Source organism: Celeribacter persicus (genome assembly GCF_003050785.1).
In the GTDB taxonomy this organism is placed as follows: domain Bacteria; phylum Pseudomonadota; class Alphaproteobacteria; order Rhodobacterales; family Rhodobacteraceae; genus Celeribacter; species Celeribacter persicus.
In genome coordinates this window covers 1-18,408 of sequence record NZ_QAOH01000007.1, presented here as the reverse complement: position 1 = coordinate 18,408, position 18,408 = coordinate 1, and the positions used below count along the sequence as shown (strand labels likewise).

Sequence of the window (18,408 nt, the reverse complement as noted above, 5' to 3'; positions counted from 1 at the left end):
CATGTTCGATGTCGCAAAAATCCGGGCCGATTTCCCGATCCTCGCGCGCGAGGTCAACGGCCAGCCGCTGACTTATCTCGACAATGGCGCCTCCGCGCAGAAGCCGCAGGTAGTGATCGACGCGATCACCCAAGCCTATACGTCAGAATATGCCAATGTTCACCGTGGGTTGCACTTTCTTTCCAACCTTGCGACCGACAAGTACGAGAATGTGCGTCAGATCGTGGCGAAGTTTCTGAACGCGGGTCATGAGGATGAGATCGTCTTCACCTCCGGGACGACTGAGGGGATCAACCTCGTATCCTATGGCTGGGGTGCGGAGCATCTGGGGGCGGGCGATGAGATCGTGCTGTCGGTGCTCGAACATCACGCCAATATCGTGCCCTGGCATTTCCTGCGCGACCGTCAGGGTGTTGTCCTGAAATGGGTCGATTGTGCCCCCGACGGATCGCTCGACCCGCAGGCGGTGATCGACGCCATAGGGCCGAAAACCAAGCTTGTCGCGATAACCCAAATGTCCAACGTCACCGGCACGCGGGTCGATGTGAAAACCATCTGCCATGCCGCGCGCGAAAAGGGCGTGGCGACGCTGGTCGACGGGTCGCAGGGGGCGGTGCATGGTCCGGTCGATGTGCAGGACATGGGCTGCGATTTCTATCCGATCACCGGGCATAAGCTCTATGGCCCGTCCGGCTCCGGGGCGATCTACATCCGCGCGGAGCGTCAGGCCGAAATGCGCCCCTTCCTCGGTGGTGGCGACATGATCGACACGGTGACAAAAGACGCGGTGACCTATGCCAAGCCGCCGCTCAAGTTCGAGGCCGGCACGCCGGGGATTGTTCAGACCATTGGCATGGGGGTGGCACTCGATTACCTGATGCAAATCGGCATGGAAAACATCGCCGCTTATGAGGCTTCGCTTGCGGCTTATGCTGCCGAGCGGTTGCAAAACCTCAACTGGCTCAATGTGCAAGGCACGGCACCGGGCAAGGGTGCGATCTTCTCATTCACCATGGAGGGTGCGCACCCGCATGACATCTCCACCGTTCTCGACAAAAAGGGCGTTGCGGTGCGCGCGGGAAGCCATTGCGCCATGCCGCTCATGCAGCATCTGGGCGTCACCGCCACCTGCCGGGCGTCGTTTGCGATGTACAACACCCGCGAAGAGGTCGACCGTCTGGTCGGGGCGCTGGAACTGTGCCGGGAATTCTTCGGCTAAAGCCTTCTGCCGGGCGTGAAAACCGATTGCACGCCCGGCATGCATCGCCTATAGACAGGCGCACTGACGCGGTCAGCCCGCGCACCCATAGCTCAGCTGGATAGAGCGCTGCCCTCCGAAGGCTGATGTCAAGGGGATGCCGTGATGAAGAGGACTAAGAAAGATACGTGATACCAAGCTCTTGCCGAGCAGATCGTTTTTCGATTTAAAGGCTGGAGAAGTCGCGTAAGCACTGCGTAAGCAGTCAGGGCCTGACGGTTCTACTGCGCACCCATAGCTCAGCTGGATAGAGCGTCGCCCTCCGAAGGCGAAGGCCTCAGGTTCGAATCCTGATGGGTGCGCCATTAACCTCGAAATTCCAAGCTGTTGGGTTGGTCTGATCGCCTGGGAGGGCGAGGACGCGCCTTCTGGCGCGATGCAGGCATGCAATTCAACCACGCCACTGCATTTGGGTTGCGAGGCTCAGTGGTGCCGTTCGGAAGGTTTGCCAGATTGGCGAGCAATGCCAGACGAAACGGAGGAGAAGGTCTGCTCCCACATCGGATCAAGGTCCGAAGCAAGAGCTTACTGTGCTCGTCGCTGAAACTCCCCGAGGTTCTCCCTGAAAACCGGACAGTGACGGAAGCCGCGATCTGATCTCTGCTGGTCGCCAAGAGGGATGAGATGAGAACATGTCGAAACGCCGGAAGCATGAAGTGGTCTCAGCCACTATCATCTGTTGATATCCTGAGAATCGTGCGATCCTTACCGTATCCTTCACGCAGATTTTCTGGCTGCCGCAGCAGATTTCGTGCCGCCTTCCGTCACACCCTTAACGTGGCGAGAAACGGTCGGACCGCAGTCAACAGGCCTACCGGCCGGACGTAGAGCCAAGGGTCCGTCGCGTGTCAGAAGGACAGCGCCCTGAGCGAAAAAGCTAGCTTACCGGATAGGCGAAAAAAGCCATCATGTTTCGTCGTTTGTTCTTGATTAAGGTGACTCATATAGACATTGTGTCAGAAAAATTCCCAGAGGCGCGTTGACACATGCAGGCTGACTTTTCCACACTTCTGGCGCAAGCCGGATACTCTGTGCCCGAGGCCGCGCGCGTGCTTGGCTATTCAGAAGGCCACATCTATCGCTGGAAGCGCGGTGAGGAAATCCCCCGTGACAGCGTGATCCGTCTTCTGAACATGGAGATCGAGCGGCGGCGCGATGCAGGCGATGCGGAAAAGACCTTTACTTTCATCGACCTGTTCGCGGGGATCGGCGGCCTGCGGCGGGCAATGGAGAGCGCGGGTGGTCGCTGCATCTTCACCTCTGAATGGGACAAGTACGCCCAGCAGACCTATATGGCGAACTTTCCTGACAACCGGCTTCCGGTGGGCGACATCCGGGAGGTAGACGCCGAAGACATCCCCGCGCATGACGTGCTGGTTGCGGGCTTTCCCTGCCAGCCCTTCTCGATCGCCGGGGTGTCCAAGAAGAACGCACTCGGCCGCGCGCATGGCTTTGACGATGAGACCCAGGGAACGCTGTTCTTCGATGTGCTACGCATCCTCATGCACCACCGTCCTGCGGCCTTCATGCTGGAGAACGTCAAGAACCTGAAAAGCCACGATAAGGGCCGCACCTTCGAGGTGATCCGCCGCAAGCTGACCGAGGAACTCGGTTACACGCTGGAGACCCGGATCATTGATGCCGGGCATTTCGTGCCGCAACATCGCGAACGGATTGTGATGGTCGGCTTCCGTGAAGCGACCGGGTTCAGCTTCGATGACGTGCATCTTCCGACTTACGGGACCAGGCGGATGCGCCATGTTCTGCACCCTGAAAATGGCACGGAACAACCCGAGGGGCATTTTACCGTTGGGCCGGATGCTGTGGTCAGCGATAAATACACCCTGACCGACAAACTTTGGGCCTATCTGCAAGGCTATGCTGCAAAGCATAAGGCCAAGGGGAATGGGTTCGGCTTTGGCATGGTCGATGGTGACAGTATCTCGCGCACGTTGTCGGCCCGCTATTACAAAGACGGTTCCGAGATTCTGATCAGTCGGGGCGAAGGCAACAATCCGCGACGCCTCACGCCTCGTGAATGTGCGCGGCTGATGGGCTACCCCGATGACTTCCGGATTCCGGTGTCTGACACTCAGGCCTACAAGCAATTCGGCAACTCGGTGGCCGTGCCTGTATTTGCCGAGGTGGCAAAAGTCATGGCACCACATATCCTCGCACTGACGAGAGCTGAACCGCTTAAGAAAGTTGGCTGACGTTCACGACAGCAGAACCCGCAGCCGAAACATGGCGGCAATCAAGGGGGCTGATACCAAACCGGAAATGCTGATCCGGCGCGGGCTTCATGCACTTGGTTACCGCTACCGTCTCCACGACCGGAAACTGCCGGGTAGACCAGACATAGTGCTGGCAAAGCATGATGCGGTGATCTTTGTGAACGGCTGCTTCTGGCATGGGCACGCTTGCCCACTTTTTCGATGGCCTGCAACACGGCAGGATTTTTGGCGCGCCAAGATCACCGGCAACATCGAGCGGGACGCCCGGAATATCGACATGCTGATTGTTGCCGGCTGGCGTGTTGCGACGGTCTGGGAATGTGCGCTGAAGGGGCGCGGCAGGTTGCCGTCGGAGGCGGTGATTGACTCCCTCGCCCTATGGATATGTTCTGGCGACCAACGGCTGGATCTCGAAGGTCAGCATACAGAAACAGGCGGCCAGATTTGAGCGAGCAGGGTATTTTCGATTTTGACGAGGACGGCGGCGGTCAGGCCGGACTTCTGACGGACCTGCTGAGCCGGGCTGAGCGGGTATTGGTCAAGAAGCTCTCGAACAATGACCGTGACTGGGCGCGTTATGCCAATAAGCACCAGGCCGGGGTTTATATTCCGGCGGAACAGCGCGAGAGCGGGTTTTTTCCACCGCTGGAGGTCAAACCGCGCAAAGACCCGGATGCGGCCCCGATCCGGGAGGCCTGGTTCGATACGCTCTGGCCACAGGCTTCAGGCGATGAGCGCAATAAACATACCCGGATCGTACACTACACGAGTAAGGGCCCTGAGACGCATATGACACGCCTGCCGAAAGAGTGCTTTGAGCATCTCTCGCCGGCTTCTTTCCTGATGATGGGGCGGTATCGGCAGGGCAAAGATACTGTCTACGAATGCCTGACCATTGATTCCGCCAGCGAGGAAGCGGATCTGCTTCTCCTGCAGCTCGACATCACACCGGATTTCCTGATTGGTGAGTTTGAACCCGCTGAGGTCAGGGCAAAGGAACAGGACCGGGTTCTTGATTTCGCGGAAGAACTGATCGCGGCCTGGAAGGCTGGTACGATCGTCGAGTTCGGCCTCGCCCGTGCTGCCATGCCGAAAACCGAAGAACTGGCCGGGCTGGCGCGCGACCGTTACCTCGAGATCTACGGACTGAACAGCCTCGATCCCTTCGCCATCGAACGCCCGGGTGATGCGCTCCGCGAGATCAGCCGCAGTATCGAATGGGATATGTTCCGAGACTTTCAGCGCCGCGAGCGGGCCGTCGAGCTGGTACGCATCGTCCTTGGCGACGCACCGCGCGACATGACCATCGCAGAGATCATCCGGCAGCTGATCAATGAACTGCCCCGGATCGACGCGCTGATGCTGTCGGCCAGCCAACAGAGGAAATCCAGGGCGGGCTATTCCTACGAACACCATATTGAAGCGATGCTGAGCGGGGGAAAAATCCCGTTCGAAAAACAGGTCGTAATCGAGGCGAAGAAGCGCCCCGACTTCATTCTTCCCTCACTGGCCTTCATCAGCAGCGGCGAAGTCATCGCCGCAACCGGTCTGATCCTGAGTGCGAAGACCACCCTGCGCGAACGCTGGAAGCAGGTTGAGCGGGAGAAAGGCGAGCGCAGGCTTTACCTGACCACGGTCGATGAAAACATCGCGGGCAATGCCATTCAGGATATGGCAGGCATCGGCGTGCAACTGGTGATCCCGGAAAGCCTGATGGACGCCAAAGAGACCGAATACGCCGGACACGCGAACGTGCTGACCTTCCGGCGGTTTTGCGATGAAGTCATTCTGCCGAACCTCAAAGTATGGGTTTAGCAACGAGATCGGTTTTCTGGGATAGGGTCTGCAAGTGGCCGCCCATTGCGCAGCGGAGAAATCGCTGCGCCGCGTCGTATGTATGCCTCAGTCGCGAACGGCTTGATCTGTGATGCCGTGTCTGCTTTCAGGGTGGCAGCTGCTGAATGTGGGTACGGCGTAGCCCTGGTTAGTTAAGCACTGTTACATCCCCACCTGATGGCAAGGTATGCCCGGAGGCGCTATCACTCTGACGATGCCGGCAGGAGGAGGGTCATCCAGGCCCGCGGCACCGCCTTGAGGGCCGGGCCCTCTGCGCTCACCGATCAGAAGGCTTTGTCCTGGGCTGATGCATGCGTCGGCTGGTGTTCTTGCGGAAGGTGTTGCGGAGATCCTTGTTGATCAGCTCGATGTCGAACCAGTCCGGATCGAAATGCCCGCCGGCCCAGCGAAGGTTGGAGCTGTGGTCCTCGTGGTTCGGATCGCGGATGGTCTCGAGGAAATCGGCATAGGACCAGGGGCCACCGACGTCCTCGGGCGGCCGGGCACGGGCACCTTCGGTGCATTCTGCGTGGTGGGGCAGGGGATCGAGGGACAGCCACTCCTCAATCCGGATCACATGGGTCCAGTCATCGCCAAAGTCGTAGAGGTAAGTGAAGGTCAGATCCTGGCCGGAGAAATCCGCCAGCCTGACCCCGGTGTAGTCGAAGGTCTGCGGCCCGCTGAAGCCATCCTCAAGCTGATCGGGGTCGCCATAGCGCAGCCCGCCGATCCGGAACTCATGCAGATGGCTGTCGGTCCAGCTGAACGCGGCCTGCAGCACCAGATGCAGCCTGTCGAGCGTCCAGTCCGACGGCACGACAAGTCGCCGCCAGATTGGCGGGTCAATCTCCGCCAGAAAGACATGCAGGCGGATGGCATTCGCGGGCTGGTACAAGGCAGGTCTCCCCGATCAGATCGCAAAATCCTCGAGCGATTTTCCCGAAGCCAGCGCCTCGGCGATCCAGGCCGGTTTGCGCCCACGGCCGGACCAGGTGATTTCGGCGTTTTCCGGATGGCGGTACTTGGGCGCAGACGCCGCGCGTTTCCGGGTGGGAGCGGCTTCCGCAAGTTCGTCTAAACTGAAACCGAGTTCGCGGGCCAAGTCGTCAACCTGGGCGCGGGCCTCGGCCTTGCGACGGTCCTCGAAACTCGCGATGGCCTTCGCAACATTCTTTTGCAACTGCTTCAGCTCGGGAAGCGACAAGGCGTTAAGATCGATATCCGTCATTTGGTCCTCATTTGTTGCCCGGTGGATTTGAGCCCGAGCCTTGGGGAAGAAAGGCGTCTGGCGCTGGAAAGCAGGCACCGCGATTGCGTGTCAGATAAGCGCAGATATCCTGGGGATTACAACACGTCGGGGATTGGGGCTCGCGAGTGTTGGCTTTTGCCTTTTTCACGCTTGGCTCGGCTGAATGCGAGGATCGTCTGGGGGAAAGCCTTCCCCTTGGTCGGCACTGGCGTTGCCGACGCACCCCCATCAGCGGGGAGACCCCGCAACGCCCCCTGAGAGTGAAAGTGCGGGCGGGTTTTCCGTGACGGGTTGAGGGCTGGAGGAGAGGCCTCCGGCGCCCGTCGCGGAGATCATTCCGATGGCCAGAGAGCATCGCGCGGCCCGCAAGAGCGGCCCGCGCACGAACCTTTATGACGACATCACCGACAAGATCATCGCCGAGTTGGAGGAAGGCCGGTTGCCCTGGGTCCAGCCCTGGGGGGCGGCGGCGGCGCAAGCGCCGCTCGCCATGCCGCGCAACGCCAGCACGGGTCGGCAATATTCCGGGATCAATGTCCTGATCCTTTGGGGCGCCGTGATCCAGCAGGGCTATCCAACCCAGCACTGGCTGACCTTCCGCCAGGCGCTGTCGCTCGGCGGCAATGTCCGCAAGGGTGAGCGCGGCACGACCGTCGTCTATGCCGACCGTTTCACGCCTGAAGACGAGAAGCGCCGCGCCCGGGAGACCGGGGAGGATGCAAACAGCATCCCGTTCCTGAAGCGCTTTACCGTGTTCAACGCGGCGCAATGCGAGGGTCTGCCCGACGACATCGCCGTCGAAGCACCGCCACCGCCGCCCGGGCTGATCGAGCCGCGGGTCGAGGCATTGATCGCGGCGACCGGCATCGACTTCCGGATCGGTGGCAACCGCGCCTTCTATGTTCCCGCGCTCGATTATGTACAGGTGCCACCTCCGCAGGCCTATTTCGAGCCGATCAACTGGCACCGGACCGCCCTGCACGAGATGGGGCACGCGACAGGACATGCCTCACGGTTGGGGCGGGACTTCTCGGGCGATTTCGGCACGAAGACATACGCCTTCGAGGAACTGATCGCCGAGATTTCGAGTGCGTTCTGTTGCGCCTCGCTCGGGATCGTCCCGACTGTGCGCCACGCCGATTACATCGGCTCCTGGCTGGAGGTGATGCGCGAGGATGCCCGCGCGATCGTCCGTGCAGCCTCGCAGGCCAGCAAGGCGGCCGACTGGCTGCTGGCCCATCTGCCCGACGACAGCACCGATGTTGAACGGCAGACCCCGACGAAAGGGAGGGCTGCGGCATGATCCGCCTGACCGACACACAGCGTGACCGTTTGCTGGCGAATGGCCGTGATCGCGATCAGGATCACATTCCGGTCGTGAAGTTCTTCAATCCCTTTGGCGCCGGTGTCTGGCTTGCGACCGAGCTCGACGAGGACGGTGACATCATGTTCGGCCTGGCCGACATCGGCTACCCCGAGCTTGGCTCCTGGAGTCTCAACGAACTGCGCTCCATTCGGCTACCCTTCGGCATGGGCATCGAGCGGGATCTTCTGTTCACGGGGGATTTCCCGATCTCGGTCTGGGCCAAGGCCGCCCGCGAAACCGGCAGCATTCGCGATGCCGAGCGCCTGCTTTATCGCTCGGGCCGTCTGCCAGGCGGAACACGCCCCGATGCGGAGCCCCCGCGTTCCTGAGATCCACGCCCTGCAGCTTTCGCGCCGCTCTCTTCGCAGGAAGAGGGCGGCGCTTCTCCTCGTGACGCGGTGAAAGTTCGGCGCCCGGTCGGCTTCCCGTCGGAGAACAGCTCCATGACACGAAACACGAGAAAATCCGCCATCGAAGCGCAACCGCTCCGCTTCTCGGCCCAGGAGCAGGCCGTGGTCTACGAGGCCCGGCAGATCCTGCTGCGCCATCTCAACCAGAACCCGGTCCTGTCGTCCTGGCAGGCGGTGCTCGACTATTGCACCCTCACCATCAGGGGCGATGTGGAGCGCTTCCATGTCCTCTATCTCGACCGGAGGAACCGGCTGATCTCAGACGAATGCCTGGCCATCGGCACGGTCGATCATGTCCCGGTCTATCCCCGGGAGGTGCTGCGGCGATGCCTGGCGCTCAATGCCTCGGCGCTGATCATCGTCCATAATCATCCGGCCGGCGATCCCGAGCCCTCGGCCGCCGACCTCGCAATGACAAAAGAAATCCGGAACGCCTGTGCGTCCCTGGGGGTGATACTGCACGACCACATCATCACCGGGGCTGGCCGGGAGACCAGCCTGCGCGCCCGCGGCGAGCTCTGATGGGTCTGCGCGTTCATCTGCGGCTCGGCCATGAGAGTGAAAGGAGGGTGGGGGTTTCGTGACGGGCTGGTTGCCGGAGAGAGAGGCTCCCCGGCGTCCGTCATGGAGACCCTGACATGGCCACTGCCACTCAAAAGATCACCCTGTCGTCCTCGCGCGACATCCCCTTCAACAAGCTGCTGCTCAGCCAGTCCAATGTCCGGCGCGTGAAGGCCGGCATCTCGGTCGAGGAACTGGCCGAGTCCATCGCCCGCCGCGGGCTGATCCAATCGCTGCATGTCCGGCCCGAGCTCGATGCGGAGGGCAAGGAGACCGGCCTCTTCGAGGTGCCGGCTGGCGGCCGCCGCTTTCGTGCTCTGGAATTGCTGGTGAAGCAGAAGCGCCTCAACAAGACCGCGCCGGTGCCCTGTGTGGTCTCGGAGGCCGGAGACGATATCCTGATCGACGAGGTGTCGCTAGCGGAGAACATCGAGCGCGCGCCGCTGCATCCGCTCGACCAGTTCCGCGCCTTCCAGGTCCTTCGTGAGAAGGGCATGAGCGAAGAGGAAATCGCCGCCGCCTTCTTCGTCGACGCCAGGGTCGTGAAGCAGCGCCTGCGCCTGGTCTCGGTCTCGCCGTTGCTGCTCGAAACCTATGCCGAGGATGGTATGACGCTGGAACAGCTCATGGCCTTCACCGTTTCTGACGACCACGCCCGCCAAGAACAGGTCTGGGAGGCGATCAAGGACAGCTGGCAGAAGGAGCCCTATACGATCCGCCGCATGCTGACCGAGACCACGGTGCGGGCTTCCGACAAGCGGGCGCTCTTCGTCGGCATCGAGGCCTATGAGGCGGCGGGCGGCTATGTGCTGCGCGATCTCTTCCAGCAGGACGATGGCGGCTGGCTCCAGGACCCGGTGCTGCTCGACCGGCTGGCGGGCGAGAAGCTGAAGGCCGAGGCGGAGACCATCGCCGCTGAGGGCTGGAAGTGGATCGAGATCGCCGTGGACTTCCCCTATGGCCATACCAGCGGCATGCGCCGTCTGGCCGGCACCACCATCGACCTGACCGACGAGGAGCGTGCCGAGCGTGAGAAGCTGCGGGACGAGTTCGAGGCGCTGGAGGCGGAATATGCCCAGGCCGACGAGTTCCCCGACGAGGTGGATGCCCGTCTCGGCGAGATCGAGGAGGCACTGGAGGCCTTCGAAAACCGGCCGATGCGCTATGACGCGGACCAGATGGCCCGTGCCGGTGTCTTCGTCAGCATCCGCCATGACGGCCAGCTTGCCGTCGAGCGCGGCTATGTCCGCCCCGAAGACGAGGTGGTGGACGGCCAGGAAGGCGATGATGTCGATGGTGCATCTGTCGAAGGCGACGAAGACGGCAGCGTCCGGCGCGCCGTCATCACCGTGGGCGGTGCTGCGCCTGAGACCGACGAGGACGAAGAGGTCGAGACCATCCGGCCGCTGCCCGATCGCCTCGTCAGCGAGCTGACCGCGCATCGCACCCTGGCGCTCCGGGACGCTGTGGCGATGAACCCGCATGTCGCCATGACGGCGCTGCTGCACCGGCTGGTCACGGATTGTTTCCTGCCGCATTCCACCAGGGGGTGCCTGGAGGCCCATGTCCGGGAGGTTCACTTCCCGGCGCAAGCCGACGACCTCGGCGAAAGCGTCTCGGCGCGCGCCATCGCCGAGCGGCACGAACGCTGGGGCGATCATATCCCGGCCGACGATGCGGCGCTCTGGGACTGGCTCTCCGATCAGGACGACGACACCCGCATGGAGTTGCTCGCCCATTGCATCAGCTTCGGCGTCAACGCCTTGCACGAGAAGCCCAACCCCTATAGCGGCATGGGCGTCAGCCAGCACGGTCTCGACGTCCGCCTGTCCCAGGCCGAACGGCTGGCGCGGGCAACGGGCCTCGACATGGTGGCGGTGGGCTGGAGGCCGACCGTCGCCAACTATCTCGGCCGCGTGACCAAGCCGCGGATCATCGAGGCGGTGCGTGAGGGCGCCGGCGAGCGGGCGGCCCAGCTCATCGACCACCTCAAGAAGGGCGATATGGGCAAAGAGGCCGAGCGGCTGCTGGCAGAAACCGGCTGGTTGCCGGAGCCGCTGCGCATGGTCGATCCCGATGCGGATGTCGATGCGGACGCCGGGGGCGACACCGGGGCGGATGATCTGCCTGAATTCCTTGCCAGCGATGGCGAGGGTGAAGACGCCACGGAGGACGAGGAGCAGCCAATGGTCGCTGCCGAATGATCCTCAGGTGGGGCGGTGTTCGCTGCCCCGCCACATCCCTTCCTTTTCCCACTTCGCCCGGTCCTCGTGACCGGGCTTTTTCTTTGGAGAACCCTGATGCCTGGAACGATCGATATCGACCGAATATTCCGTGAGAACCGCGCCAGTCCACCATCCGAACGCACGCTGCCCTGGGAGGAAACCTGCGACGGCATCACGGTGGTGGTGGAGCCGAAGCCGCATTGGGCGGACGACATGCGCGCCTTCCGTCTCGAAGCCCGCGCATATTGCCGCTACGCCGATTGGACCGCGAACGGCGGTCATGCCCGCTTCTACGGTCATATCGACACCAGCGGTGACGACGTGATGATGAGAGCGCGCGCGATGATCGCCCGCGAGATCGCCGATGGGCTCTGGGACTGAAGGCCCGTCCACGTCCGACGATATCAGCGACCGTCGTCATGTCATCGGCCTACATGGCTCCAGTTCCAGCTTCATCATGCTGCCGCTCATCATGTTGGGCATCGGATTCCGCCCCCGGCCTGGAACACGCTTCTGATGCCGGCGTGGCTGCGAGGCTGGCACGGCGAAACATCTGCAGTGGGGGTCTCCGGCGCCTGTCGGATGCAGACACCACCCCCGCTTCCATTCGCTAACCTCGGTCTGATCCGTCTCTTTGACATTCAACCCCGGAGGGGTCGGCTTACGCACGCGTGCCGCCCTCGGGGCTTCGGAAAAAGTCCGAACGCCCGAGGGTGAGTGCAGATCCGGTCAGACACGTCGGGCGCCTGTCGCGCGGGGGATGGTCCCCCGCCTCCAAAGACAGGAGCCAATCCCGATGTCCTATGCAGATGCCACCGCTTTCGCCGCCAGCCTCGCCACCACTCTGATGGTCGTAATCGTCGTGTTCCAGGCCGGGGACGGAACCCACGGCGCCATGCCCGCCGACGAGTTCGACGGCGACGAAGACATGGTGAAGCTGGAACTGGATCCATGGGAGTAAGGCGCGAAAGCGCCTCACCCCAAACGGCCCGAGCGCGAAGACCCACGCTTCGGGCCTTCAGTGCCTCACAATGGTCCCCCATCGTCGGCAGCGGAACCGGGAACAAGCCCGGTCAGAGAGGAAGAGTGCGGGCCGTTCGGCAGTGACGGGTTGAGGGCTGGAGAGAGAGGCTCGCCGGCGCCCGTCATGGAGTGATCCCGATGACCTTTGCCCGTTCCAAAACCTTCCGCCCCATCGGCCAGATTCTGGCGGTTGATGTTCTGCCCACGCGTTATCGGTCGCAAAAGCTGCCGCTGCGCATCTCTTGCCTCGGTGTCGCCAGCTATGACGCCAGTGACGCGGCGAATAGCTTTGACCGCGTGATCCCGCTTGGGGAATGCCCGTCACCGGAGGAGGTCATACAGGCCGCGGCCTTGCGCCTGTCGCGCGGTGATATTTGCACGGGGCCGAATAGCTTTCCGTATTTTCAGCCGCGCATCATGATCATTCAGGATCGCGATCAGCGCCTGGTCCTCGCCGGCGAAATCCGCGCCGGCATTATCCTCTGGCAACAGCCGGTCGCATCTGATGCCGAGGCCCGCAGAATCGTGACCGAGGCCAGTCGCGTGCGCGGTATGGCGTTCCGGGCCTTGGATCCCGGGGACGCGAGACGGCTGCGTTACCGCGCCGCTGCACTGGAGGCACGGTTGGTTGATCCCTTCTGGCGCGAGACCGCGGCCGATCTGCTCCGCCTGCCACGGGCCGCCTGAGCTTCACCTTTTCAATCCCCTTCGGCTCGGTTTCACGCCGGGCCATGCCCGGAGACCATCATGGCCGACTATTTCACGCACTTTTCTTGCCTGCTTGACGTGGGCACCTCCGAAAACGCTGCCCGCGCGCTCGATCTCTACAACGCTCTGGCGGGTGACAATGCCGCCGAAGATCCGCCTTCGGACGGCTTCCTGCTCTCCATTCAGCCCGAGCATGGCGGAACCCAGCTCTGGATGCGTGACGACGTCACAGGCGATCCCGAGCATGTCATCCAGTTCGTCAAACGCTGCGCGAAGGAGTTCGGTCTGACCGGCCTTTGGGGGATGCAATACGCCAATACCTGCTCGAAGCCGCGTGTGGACGTGTTCGGCGGCGGGGCGCACGTCCTCGATCTCGCCACCGGCGAGACGGTGGACTGGATCTACACGGACGGCTGGCTTGCCATCGTTCTCGACGGAGGTGATCCCTATGCCTGATACTATCGAAACCGTCGTCTATCGGTTTGATGAGCTTCCCGAGGTGGCGTGGGACAGGGCCCGCGCTTGGTACCGGGAGAGCGGGTTCGACGATGACTGGTACGATGCCGTCTATGAGGATTTCCAGCGCGTCGCCGAAATCCTCGGGCTGAACCTCAAGACCCGAACCGTCCGGTTGATGGGCGGTGGCACACAGCAGAAACCCTGCATCTGGTTCCGCGGCTTCTGGAGCCAGGGCGATGGTGCCTGCTTCGAAACCTTCTATGCCTACCGCAAGGGCGCGCCGCGCCTGATCCGGGAATATGCGCCTAAGGACACCGAACTGCACTGCATCGCCGATGCCCTGCAGGCGATCCAGCGGCGCAATTTCTACCAGCTTCGCGCCGAGGCCAGCCGTCGCGGCCATTATTACCACGAATATTGCATGGGGATCTCGGTCGAGCGTGACAGTCCGACATTTCAGGACATGACCGCCGATGCCGAGGAAGGCGTGATCGAGGCGTTGCGCGATCTCGCCCGGTGGCTCTACCGCCAGCTCGAGCGCGAATACGATTATCTGTCCTCGGATGACGTTGTCGATGAGGCCATCATCGCCAACGGCTACACTTTCACCGAGGCGGGGCAGCGGTTCGGGTAAGGTGCAACGCCTCAGAACTCGTCCTGCAACTCTGCATAGATAGCTTCGATCCGGTCGGCCTCCCCGTCGGTCAGAGCGGAGAACTCCTTCGCTCTGGCACGTCCGGAGAGTCTGCCACCGTTCTGGTGCAGGAAGCGAAACAGCAGGTCGAGCACGCGGTCGGGCATGTCGATCAGGCCCGAGACGCGGGACTTGAACCCGTCATAGGCACGCAGGAACCGGGTCTCTGCTGGCAGGTCATGGTCGATTGTCTGGGCCACGCAGGCGAAGAGGAATTCGGCATGGGGCGTGGCATCGAAGAATCGATAGAAATCGCCGGTGTCGTTCAGCACCTCGACGTTTCCGCGATCGGTTGGGCGCCAGCTGACATGGGGCAGCAGCCGACGCGAATAGCTCTCGAGGACCTGCCGATAGGCTTCGATCCGTTCGAGGATCACCGCCGACACCGGGAAGACCAGCCCGGGCGGATTGAAGCCGCGTGCAGCAAGCACGTGATGGATCAGGTAGCGATGGAGGCGCCCGTTGCCATCCTCGAACGGGTGGATATAGACGAATCCGAAGGCGAGGCCGGCGGCAGCCAGAACAGGGTCGAGCCCCGGGGCGACGTCGCGGTCGAACGCTTCGAGCCCGGCGATCAGCGCGGGCAGGTCTTCGTGCCGGGCGCTGACGTGATCGGGGAGGGGGGCGCCGGTCGCGCGGTCGTGCTCGCCAATGAAGCCGCCCTCCTGCCGCAGGCCCAGATGGACGAAGCGGGCATCGCCGATGACGATGCGTTGCAGGCGTTCCAGCTCTGCCTGGTCAATCGGATGCCGCCCGGCTTCGCCGATGATCTGGCCCCAGCGCCGGATGCGATCCTGGGGCGGGTTCTCGCCTTCGATCTGGAAACTCGACCGTGAATCCTTGAGCAGCAGGAAGGCCGCCGTGCGCGCCAGCAGATCGGCGGGCACCTCGGCCAGCACCGCGCGGGCCTCGGCTGCCAGATCGCGGGCGATGAAGGCTTCGATTGCCGCTGTGCGGAAGATCATCGGGCAAAAATCCGGGGTGCCGGGCAGGTTGTTGCGGACCCGGTGGCGCGGCGAGGGGGCGCCCTCTGCGTCCCATTGGAGCCTGGTATCGACCACGGGCGCGTAATTGCCGCGCGTGGCGTCGGGCAGATCCAATTCCGCGCCGAGGAGCCACTCGTAGAGGAACCAGACCCTGCGCGCGTAGCTGCCCGTCGGGGCGGCCTCGACAATGGCCTGGACCGGCTCTGGGCCGGTTGCCTTGAACAGCCGCTTGAGAACCGTCAGATCCAGCCCCTCGTAGCGCAGCGCGAAGGTCAGGTGACCGATGAGGCTCGCCTCGGGTTCATGGCGGGGCGTGTAGAGGCGCCAGCCGTCGGCCGCGTAGACCTTGTGACGTGGGCCGATGGCGGAAAGTGTCCGGGGCAGGGGCGTTGCGAGCGCATAGGCATCGATCAGCGCAGCATAGCCAGCAGGTGTGGCCTCCTCGGGGAGCCAGCGCTCGTGAAAAACGGTTACGGCACCTGAAAATAGATTCTTTTGCGCCTGCTCCATGAAATTCAGTTCTTGGTCCCGATGATTGATCTTAAGTCGGTGTATCTCATGAATATCGATTACAATCAATGAGGTCTTGCGAAAGTTGATAGCGGAGCGCTGTTGCCCTCCGGTCTGCGAGGTGATGGGGCATGAGGGGCCGAGTCAGAGAGAGGCCGGGACAGGGTGAGTCCGGGTGGTTGAGAGAGAGCGCCGTCCGGGTCCTCCCCGTTCCCGCTCTCCGAGGTTCCCCGACATGAATATCTCATCTCCCGTGACCGATCCGGTCACGCCGCTGGCGGCTGCGCCAGCGATCCTGGCCGCCGCCAATCTCCTCCTTCCCCATCTCGAACGCGGTCAACGCGTCAATACTGTGGACCTCCGCAGTGCCATGGAAAGCGCTTTCGGCGCCTCCGACGCCAGCGGCGCGTGGGACTGGAAGCTCGCCTATGAGGCCTGCGAAGTCGCCACGGTTCTGTTCCTGCGCAAATACGGAAAGGCGCTTTTCCGCAAAGCCGGTTCTCCGGTTTCCCGGCTCGATGCTATGGCGAAGATCGCGGGCCTTCTTCCGACGCAGACCCGCCGCTCCGAGGAAAGCCAGAGCTTCCAGCAGTTCAGCACGCCTCTGCCTCTCGGTCTTGCCGCGCTGGCGGCGGCCGCGATCACGCCTGATGACGTGGTGCTGGAACCCTCGGCCGGCACCGGCCTGATGGCGATCCTGGCCCAGACCGCGGGCGGTTCGCTGATCCTCAACGAACTCGCCGAGACCCGTGCCGATCTTCTCTCGTCCCTCTTTCCGGCCTTTCCCGTCACCCGGTTCGACGCCGCCCAGATCGACGATCATCTGGCCCCGGAGGCCGTGCCATCCGTTGTGCTGATGAATCCGCCATTCTCGGTCATGGCCAATGTCGAGGGACGGATGGCGGACGCTGCCTATCGTCATGTCGCTTCGGCACTGGCCCGGCTCGCCCCCGGCGGACGGCTGATCACGATCACCGGCGCCAACTTCGGACCGGAAGCTCCAGCCTGGCGCGATGCCTTCATGCGCTTGCAGGTTCGCGGACGTGTGGTCTTCACAGCGGCCATCGATGGCGCGGTCTTTGCCAGGCATGGCACCAGCATCGACACGCGGCTCACCGTCATCGACAAGTTGCCCGCCGACGATCCGTCCGTCTTCCCGGCCTCGGCAGGGATCGCGCCTGATGTTGCCACGCTGCTCGGCTGGATCGAAAGCCAGCTTCCGCCGCGCTTGCCGGTCTCGCTGCCGAAGGTCTCTTCTCCCGTGCCGGCGGCTGCCCCGAAGACCGTGCGCTGTTATCTCGCTCACGCCGCAGCGTCCCGACCCGCCGCTGCACCAGCGTCCGATCCCGCGGTGGTGGAGCTCGAGTATGAGACCGTGGACTGGGCGCCGCCCGAGGGCGCGTGCCTGTCGGACGCGATCTATGAGGAATATGCGCTGCAATCGCTGCGCATTGCTGGTGCACAGCCGCATCCGACCAGGCTGGTGCAATCCGCCGCCATGGCCTCCGTCGCACCTCCGAAGCCCTCCTACCGACCGATGCTGCCCACCGACATCCGTACCCGGCTTTCCGACGCGCAGTTGGAGACGGTGATCTATGCCGGGGACGCCCATGCCGATCACCTCGCCGGCGCCTGGACTGTGGACGAGCATTTCGACAACGTAAGCGCCGCTGCCGAAGGCGCCGCCGACGCTGTCCGCTTCCGCCGGGGCTTCATGCTTGGTGACGGCACCGGCGCTGGTAAGGGACGCCAGTCCGCCGCCATCATTCTCGACAACTGGCTGCGCGGGCGCCGCAAGGCGGTCTGGATCAGCAAGTCCGACAAGCTGATCGAGGACGCGCAACGCGACTGGTCGGCGCTCGGAATGGAGCGACTCCTGGTCACGCCTCTGTCACGCTTCCCTCAAGGCGCAAAGATCACGCTCTCGGAAGGCATCCTTTTTACCACCTATGCCACGCTACGCTCCGATGACCGCGGCGAGAAGGTTTCGCGCGTGAAGCAGATCGTCGAATGGTTGGGCAGGGACTTCGAAGGGGCCATCATCTTCGACGAAAGCCATGCCATGCAGAATGCCGGAGGCGGCAAAGGAGACCGCGGCGACATCGCCGCCTCACAGCAGGGTCGCGCAGGCCTGCGGCTCCAGCATGCCCTGCCGGATGCGCGCGTGGTCTATGTCTCGGCGACAGGAGCCACGACCGTTCACAATCTCGCCTATGCCCAGCGTCTCGGCCTCTGGCATGGCGAGGATTTTCCGTTCCAGACCCGCGCCGAGTTTGTCGAGGCGATCGAGGCCGGTGGCGTGGCAGCCATGGAGGTGCTCGCCCGCGATTTGCGTTCTCTCGGCCTCTATACCGCGCGCTCGCTCTCCTACGACGGCGTCGAATACGAACTGGTCGAGCACAAGCTCACCGACGAGCAGCGCCGCATCTATGACGCTTACGCGGCCGCGTTCGCCGTGATCCATGGAAACCTGGACGCGGCGATGGAGGCGGCCAACATCACCGGCAGTGAAGGCACGCTAAACCGGCAGGCCAAATCCGCAGCGCGGTCGGCCTTCGAGAGCACCAAGCAACGCTTCTTCGGGCATCTGCTGACCTCGATGAAGACGCCGACGCTGATCCGCTCGATCGATGCCGATCTCGAGGCGGGCCATGCCGCCGTCATCCAGATCGTCTCCACCGGCGAGGCGCTGATGGAACGGCGGCTGGCAGAAATCCCCACCGAGGAATGGAATGACATTTCCGTCGATGTCACGCCGCGGGAATACGTCTTATCCCGAGCTCCGGATAAGACATAATATGCCGCGTCAGCATTATGCTGAGTTCGGGGCTTCAAGCTGTTGTTCTGGTGATTCATTTTCAGGTTTCCGCTTTGGATAATCATGATGCC

Annotated in this window: 16 protein-coding genes, 1 tRNA gene and 1 pseudogene; 15 read left to right on the top strand and 3 right to left on the bottom strand. The window is 62.8% G+C overall.

Annotated features, from left to right (window positions below):
• The first annotated feature begins 1 nt into the window (after position 1).
• From C8N42_RS10505 to C8N42_RS10485, 5 genes are all read left to right on the top strand, one after another.
• The gene (locus tag C8N42_RS10505; RefSeq protein WP_107816531.1) at positions 2-1,219 is read left to right on the top strand and encodes a cysteine desulfurase; all 1,218 of its coding nucleotides are present in this window, start codon (positions 2-4) and stop codon (positions 1,217-1,219) included.
• A gap of 267 nt (positions 1,220-1,486) precedes the next feature.
• Positions 1,487-1,563: transfer RNA gene (locus C8N42_RS10500), tRNA-Arg, on the top strand.
• 681 nt (positions 1,564-2,244) lie between these two features.
• Positions 2,245-3,471 (top strand): DNA (cytosine-5-)-methyltransferase, encoded by a 1,227-nt coding sequence (gene dcm / locus C8N42_RS10495; RefSeq protein WP_054303649.1) that lies wholly within the window; start codon positions 2,245-2,247, stop codon positions 3,469-3,471.
• A 31-nt stretch (positions 3,472-3,502) separates the two neighbouring features.
• Positions 3,503-3,940: a very short patch repair endonuclease gene (locus tag C8N42_RS10490; protein WP_281261414.1), complete on the top strand. Its 438-nt coding sequence runs from the start codon at positions 3,503-3,505 to the stop codon at positions 3,938-3,940.
• Positions 3,871-5,307: a type II restriction endonuclease gene (locus C8N42_RS10485; RefSeq protein ID WP_107816529.1), complete on the top strand. Its 1,437-nt coding sequence runs from the start codon at positions 3,871-3,873 to the stop codon at positions 5,305-5,307. The genes C8N42_RS10490 and C8N42_RS10485 overlap by 70 nt, the downstream gene beginning before the upstream one ends.
• Positions 5,308-5,605: 298 nt before the next feature.
• Here C8N42_RS10485 and C8N42_RS10480 read toward each other — a convergent pair whose 3' ends face one another.
• Positions 5,606-6,223 carry a plasmid pRiA4b ORF-3 family protein gene (locus C8N42_RS10480; RefSeq protein WP_107816528.1) on the bottom strand — a complete coding sequence of 206 codons (618 nt, stop codon included), beginning with the start codon at positions 6,221-6,223 and terminating at the stop codon, positions 5,606-5,608.
• 15 nt (positions 6,224-6,238) lie between these two features.
• Positions 6,239-6,556: an H-NS histone family protein gene (locus tag C8N42_RS10475; RefSeq protein ID WP_107816527.1), complete on the bottom strand. Its 318-nt coding sequence runs from the start codon at positions 6,554-6,556 to the stop codon at positions 6,239-6,241.
• 361 nt (positions 6,557-6,917) lie between these two features.
• Between C8N42_RS10475 and C8N42_RS10470 the strand changes: the two genes are divergently transcribed.
• The 9 genes from C8N42_RS10470 to C8N42_RS10430 all read left to right on the top strand — a co-directional run bounded on the left by C8N42_RS10470 (position 6,918) and on the right by C8N42_RS10430 (position 13,963).
• Positions 6,918-7,880, top strand: a complete 963-nt coding sequence (locus C8N42_RS10470; RefSeq protein WP_107816526.1) for an ArdC family protein — start codon at positions 6,918-6,920, stop codon at positions 7,878-7,880.
• Positions 7,877-8,272 carry a DUF2958 domain-containing protein gene (locus C8N42_RS10465; protein WP_107816525.1) on the top strand — a complete coding sequence of 132 codons (396 nt, stop codon included), beginning with the start codon at positions 7,877-7,879 and terminating at the stop codon, positions 8,270-8,272. Before C8N42_RS10470 ends, C8N42_RS10465 begins: the two co-directional genes overlap by 4 nt.
• Positions 8,273-8,386: 114 nt before the next feature.
• Complete coding sequence (gene radC, locus C8N42_RS10460) at positions 8,387-8,875, top strand: RadC family protein (protein WP_107816524.1); 489 nt, start codon at positions 8,387-8,389, stop codon at positions 8,873-8,875.
• A 116-nt stretch (positions 8,876-8,991) separates the two neighbouring features.
• A complete protein-coding gene (locus C8N42_RS10455) occupies positions 8,992-11,118 on the top strand; it encodes a ParB/RepB/Spo0J family partition protein (protein ID WP_107816523.1) in 2,127 nt (708 codons plus the stop codon).
• Positions 11,119-11,214: 96 nt separating this feature from the next.
• Entirely contained in the window at positions 11,215-11,520 is a 306-nt protein-coding gene (locus C8N42_RS10450) for a hypothetical protein (RefSeq protein ID WP_107816522.1), read from the top strand.
• A gap of 415 nt (positions 11,521-11,935) precedes the next feature.
• A complete protein-coding gene (locus C8N42_RS10445) occupies positions 11,936-12,100 on the top strand; it encodes a hypothetical protein (RefSeq protein ID WP_009573755.1) in 165 nt (54 codons plus the stop codon).
• A gap of 200 nt (positions 12,101-12,300) precedes the next feature.
• Positions 12,301-12,849: a hypothetical protein gene (locus C8N42_RS10440; RefSeq protein WP_170109270.1), complete on the top strand. Its 549-nt coding sequence runs from the start codon at positions 12,301-12,303 to the stop codon at positions 12,847-12,849.
• 60 nt (positions 12,850-12,909) lie between these two features.
• The gene (locus tag C8N42_RS10435; RefSeq protein WP_107816520.1) at positions 12,910-13,326 is read left to right on the top strand and encodes a hypothetical protein; all 417 of its coding nucleotides are present in this window, start codon (positions 12,910-12,912) and stop codon (positions 13,324-13,326) included.
• Positions 13,319-13,963 carry an antitoxin of toxin-antitoxin stability system gene (locus tag C8N42_RS10430; RefSeq protein WP_107816519.1) on the top strand — a complete coding sequence of 215 codons (645 nt, stop codon included), beginning with the start codon at positions 13,319-13,321 and terminating at the stop codon, positions 13,961-13,963. Before C8N42_RS10435 ends, C8N42_RS10430 begins: the two co-directional genes overlap by 8 nt.
• An 11-nt stretch (positions 13,964-13,974) precedes the next feature.
• Here C8N42_RS10430 and C8N42_RS10425 read toward each other — a convergent pair whose 3' ends face one another.
• Positions 13,975-15,519 carry a Fic family protein gene (locus C8N42_RS10425; protein WP_107816518.1) on the bottom strand — a complete coding sequence of 515 codons (1,545 nt, stop codon included), beginning with the start codon at positions 15,517-15,519 and terminating at the stop codon, positions 13,975-13,977.
• A 235-nt stretch (positions 15,520-15,754) separates the two neighbouring features.
• Between C8N42_RS10425 and C8N42_RS10420 the strand changes: the two are divergent.
• Positions 15,755-18,289 (top strand): annotated as a pseudogene (locus C8N42_RS10420) (strawberry notch-like NTP hydrolase domain-containing protein); the annotation flags it as partial.
• Between the last annotated feature and the right edge of the window lie 119 nt (positions 18,290-18,408).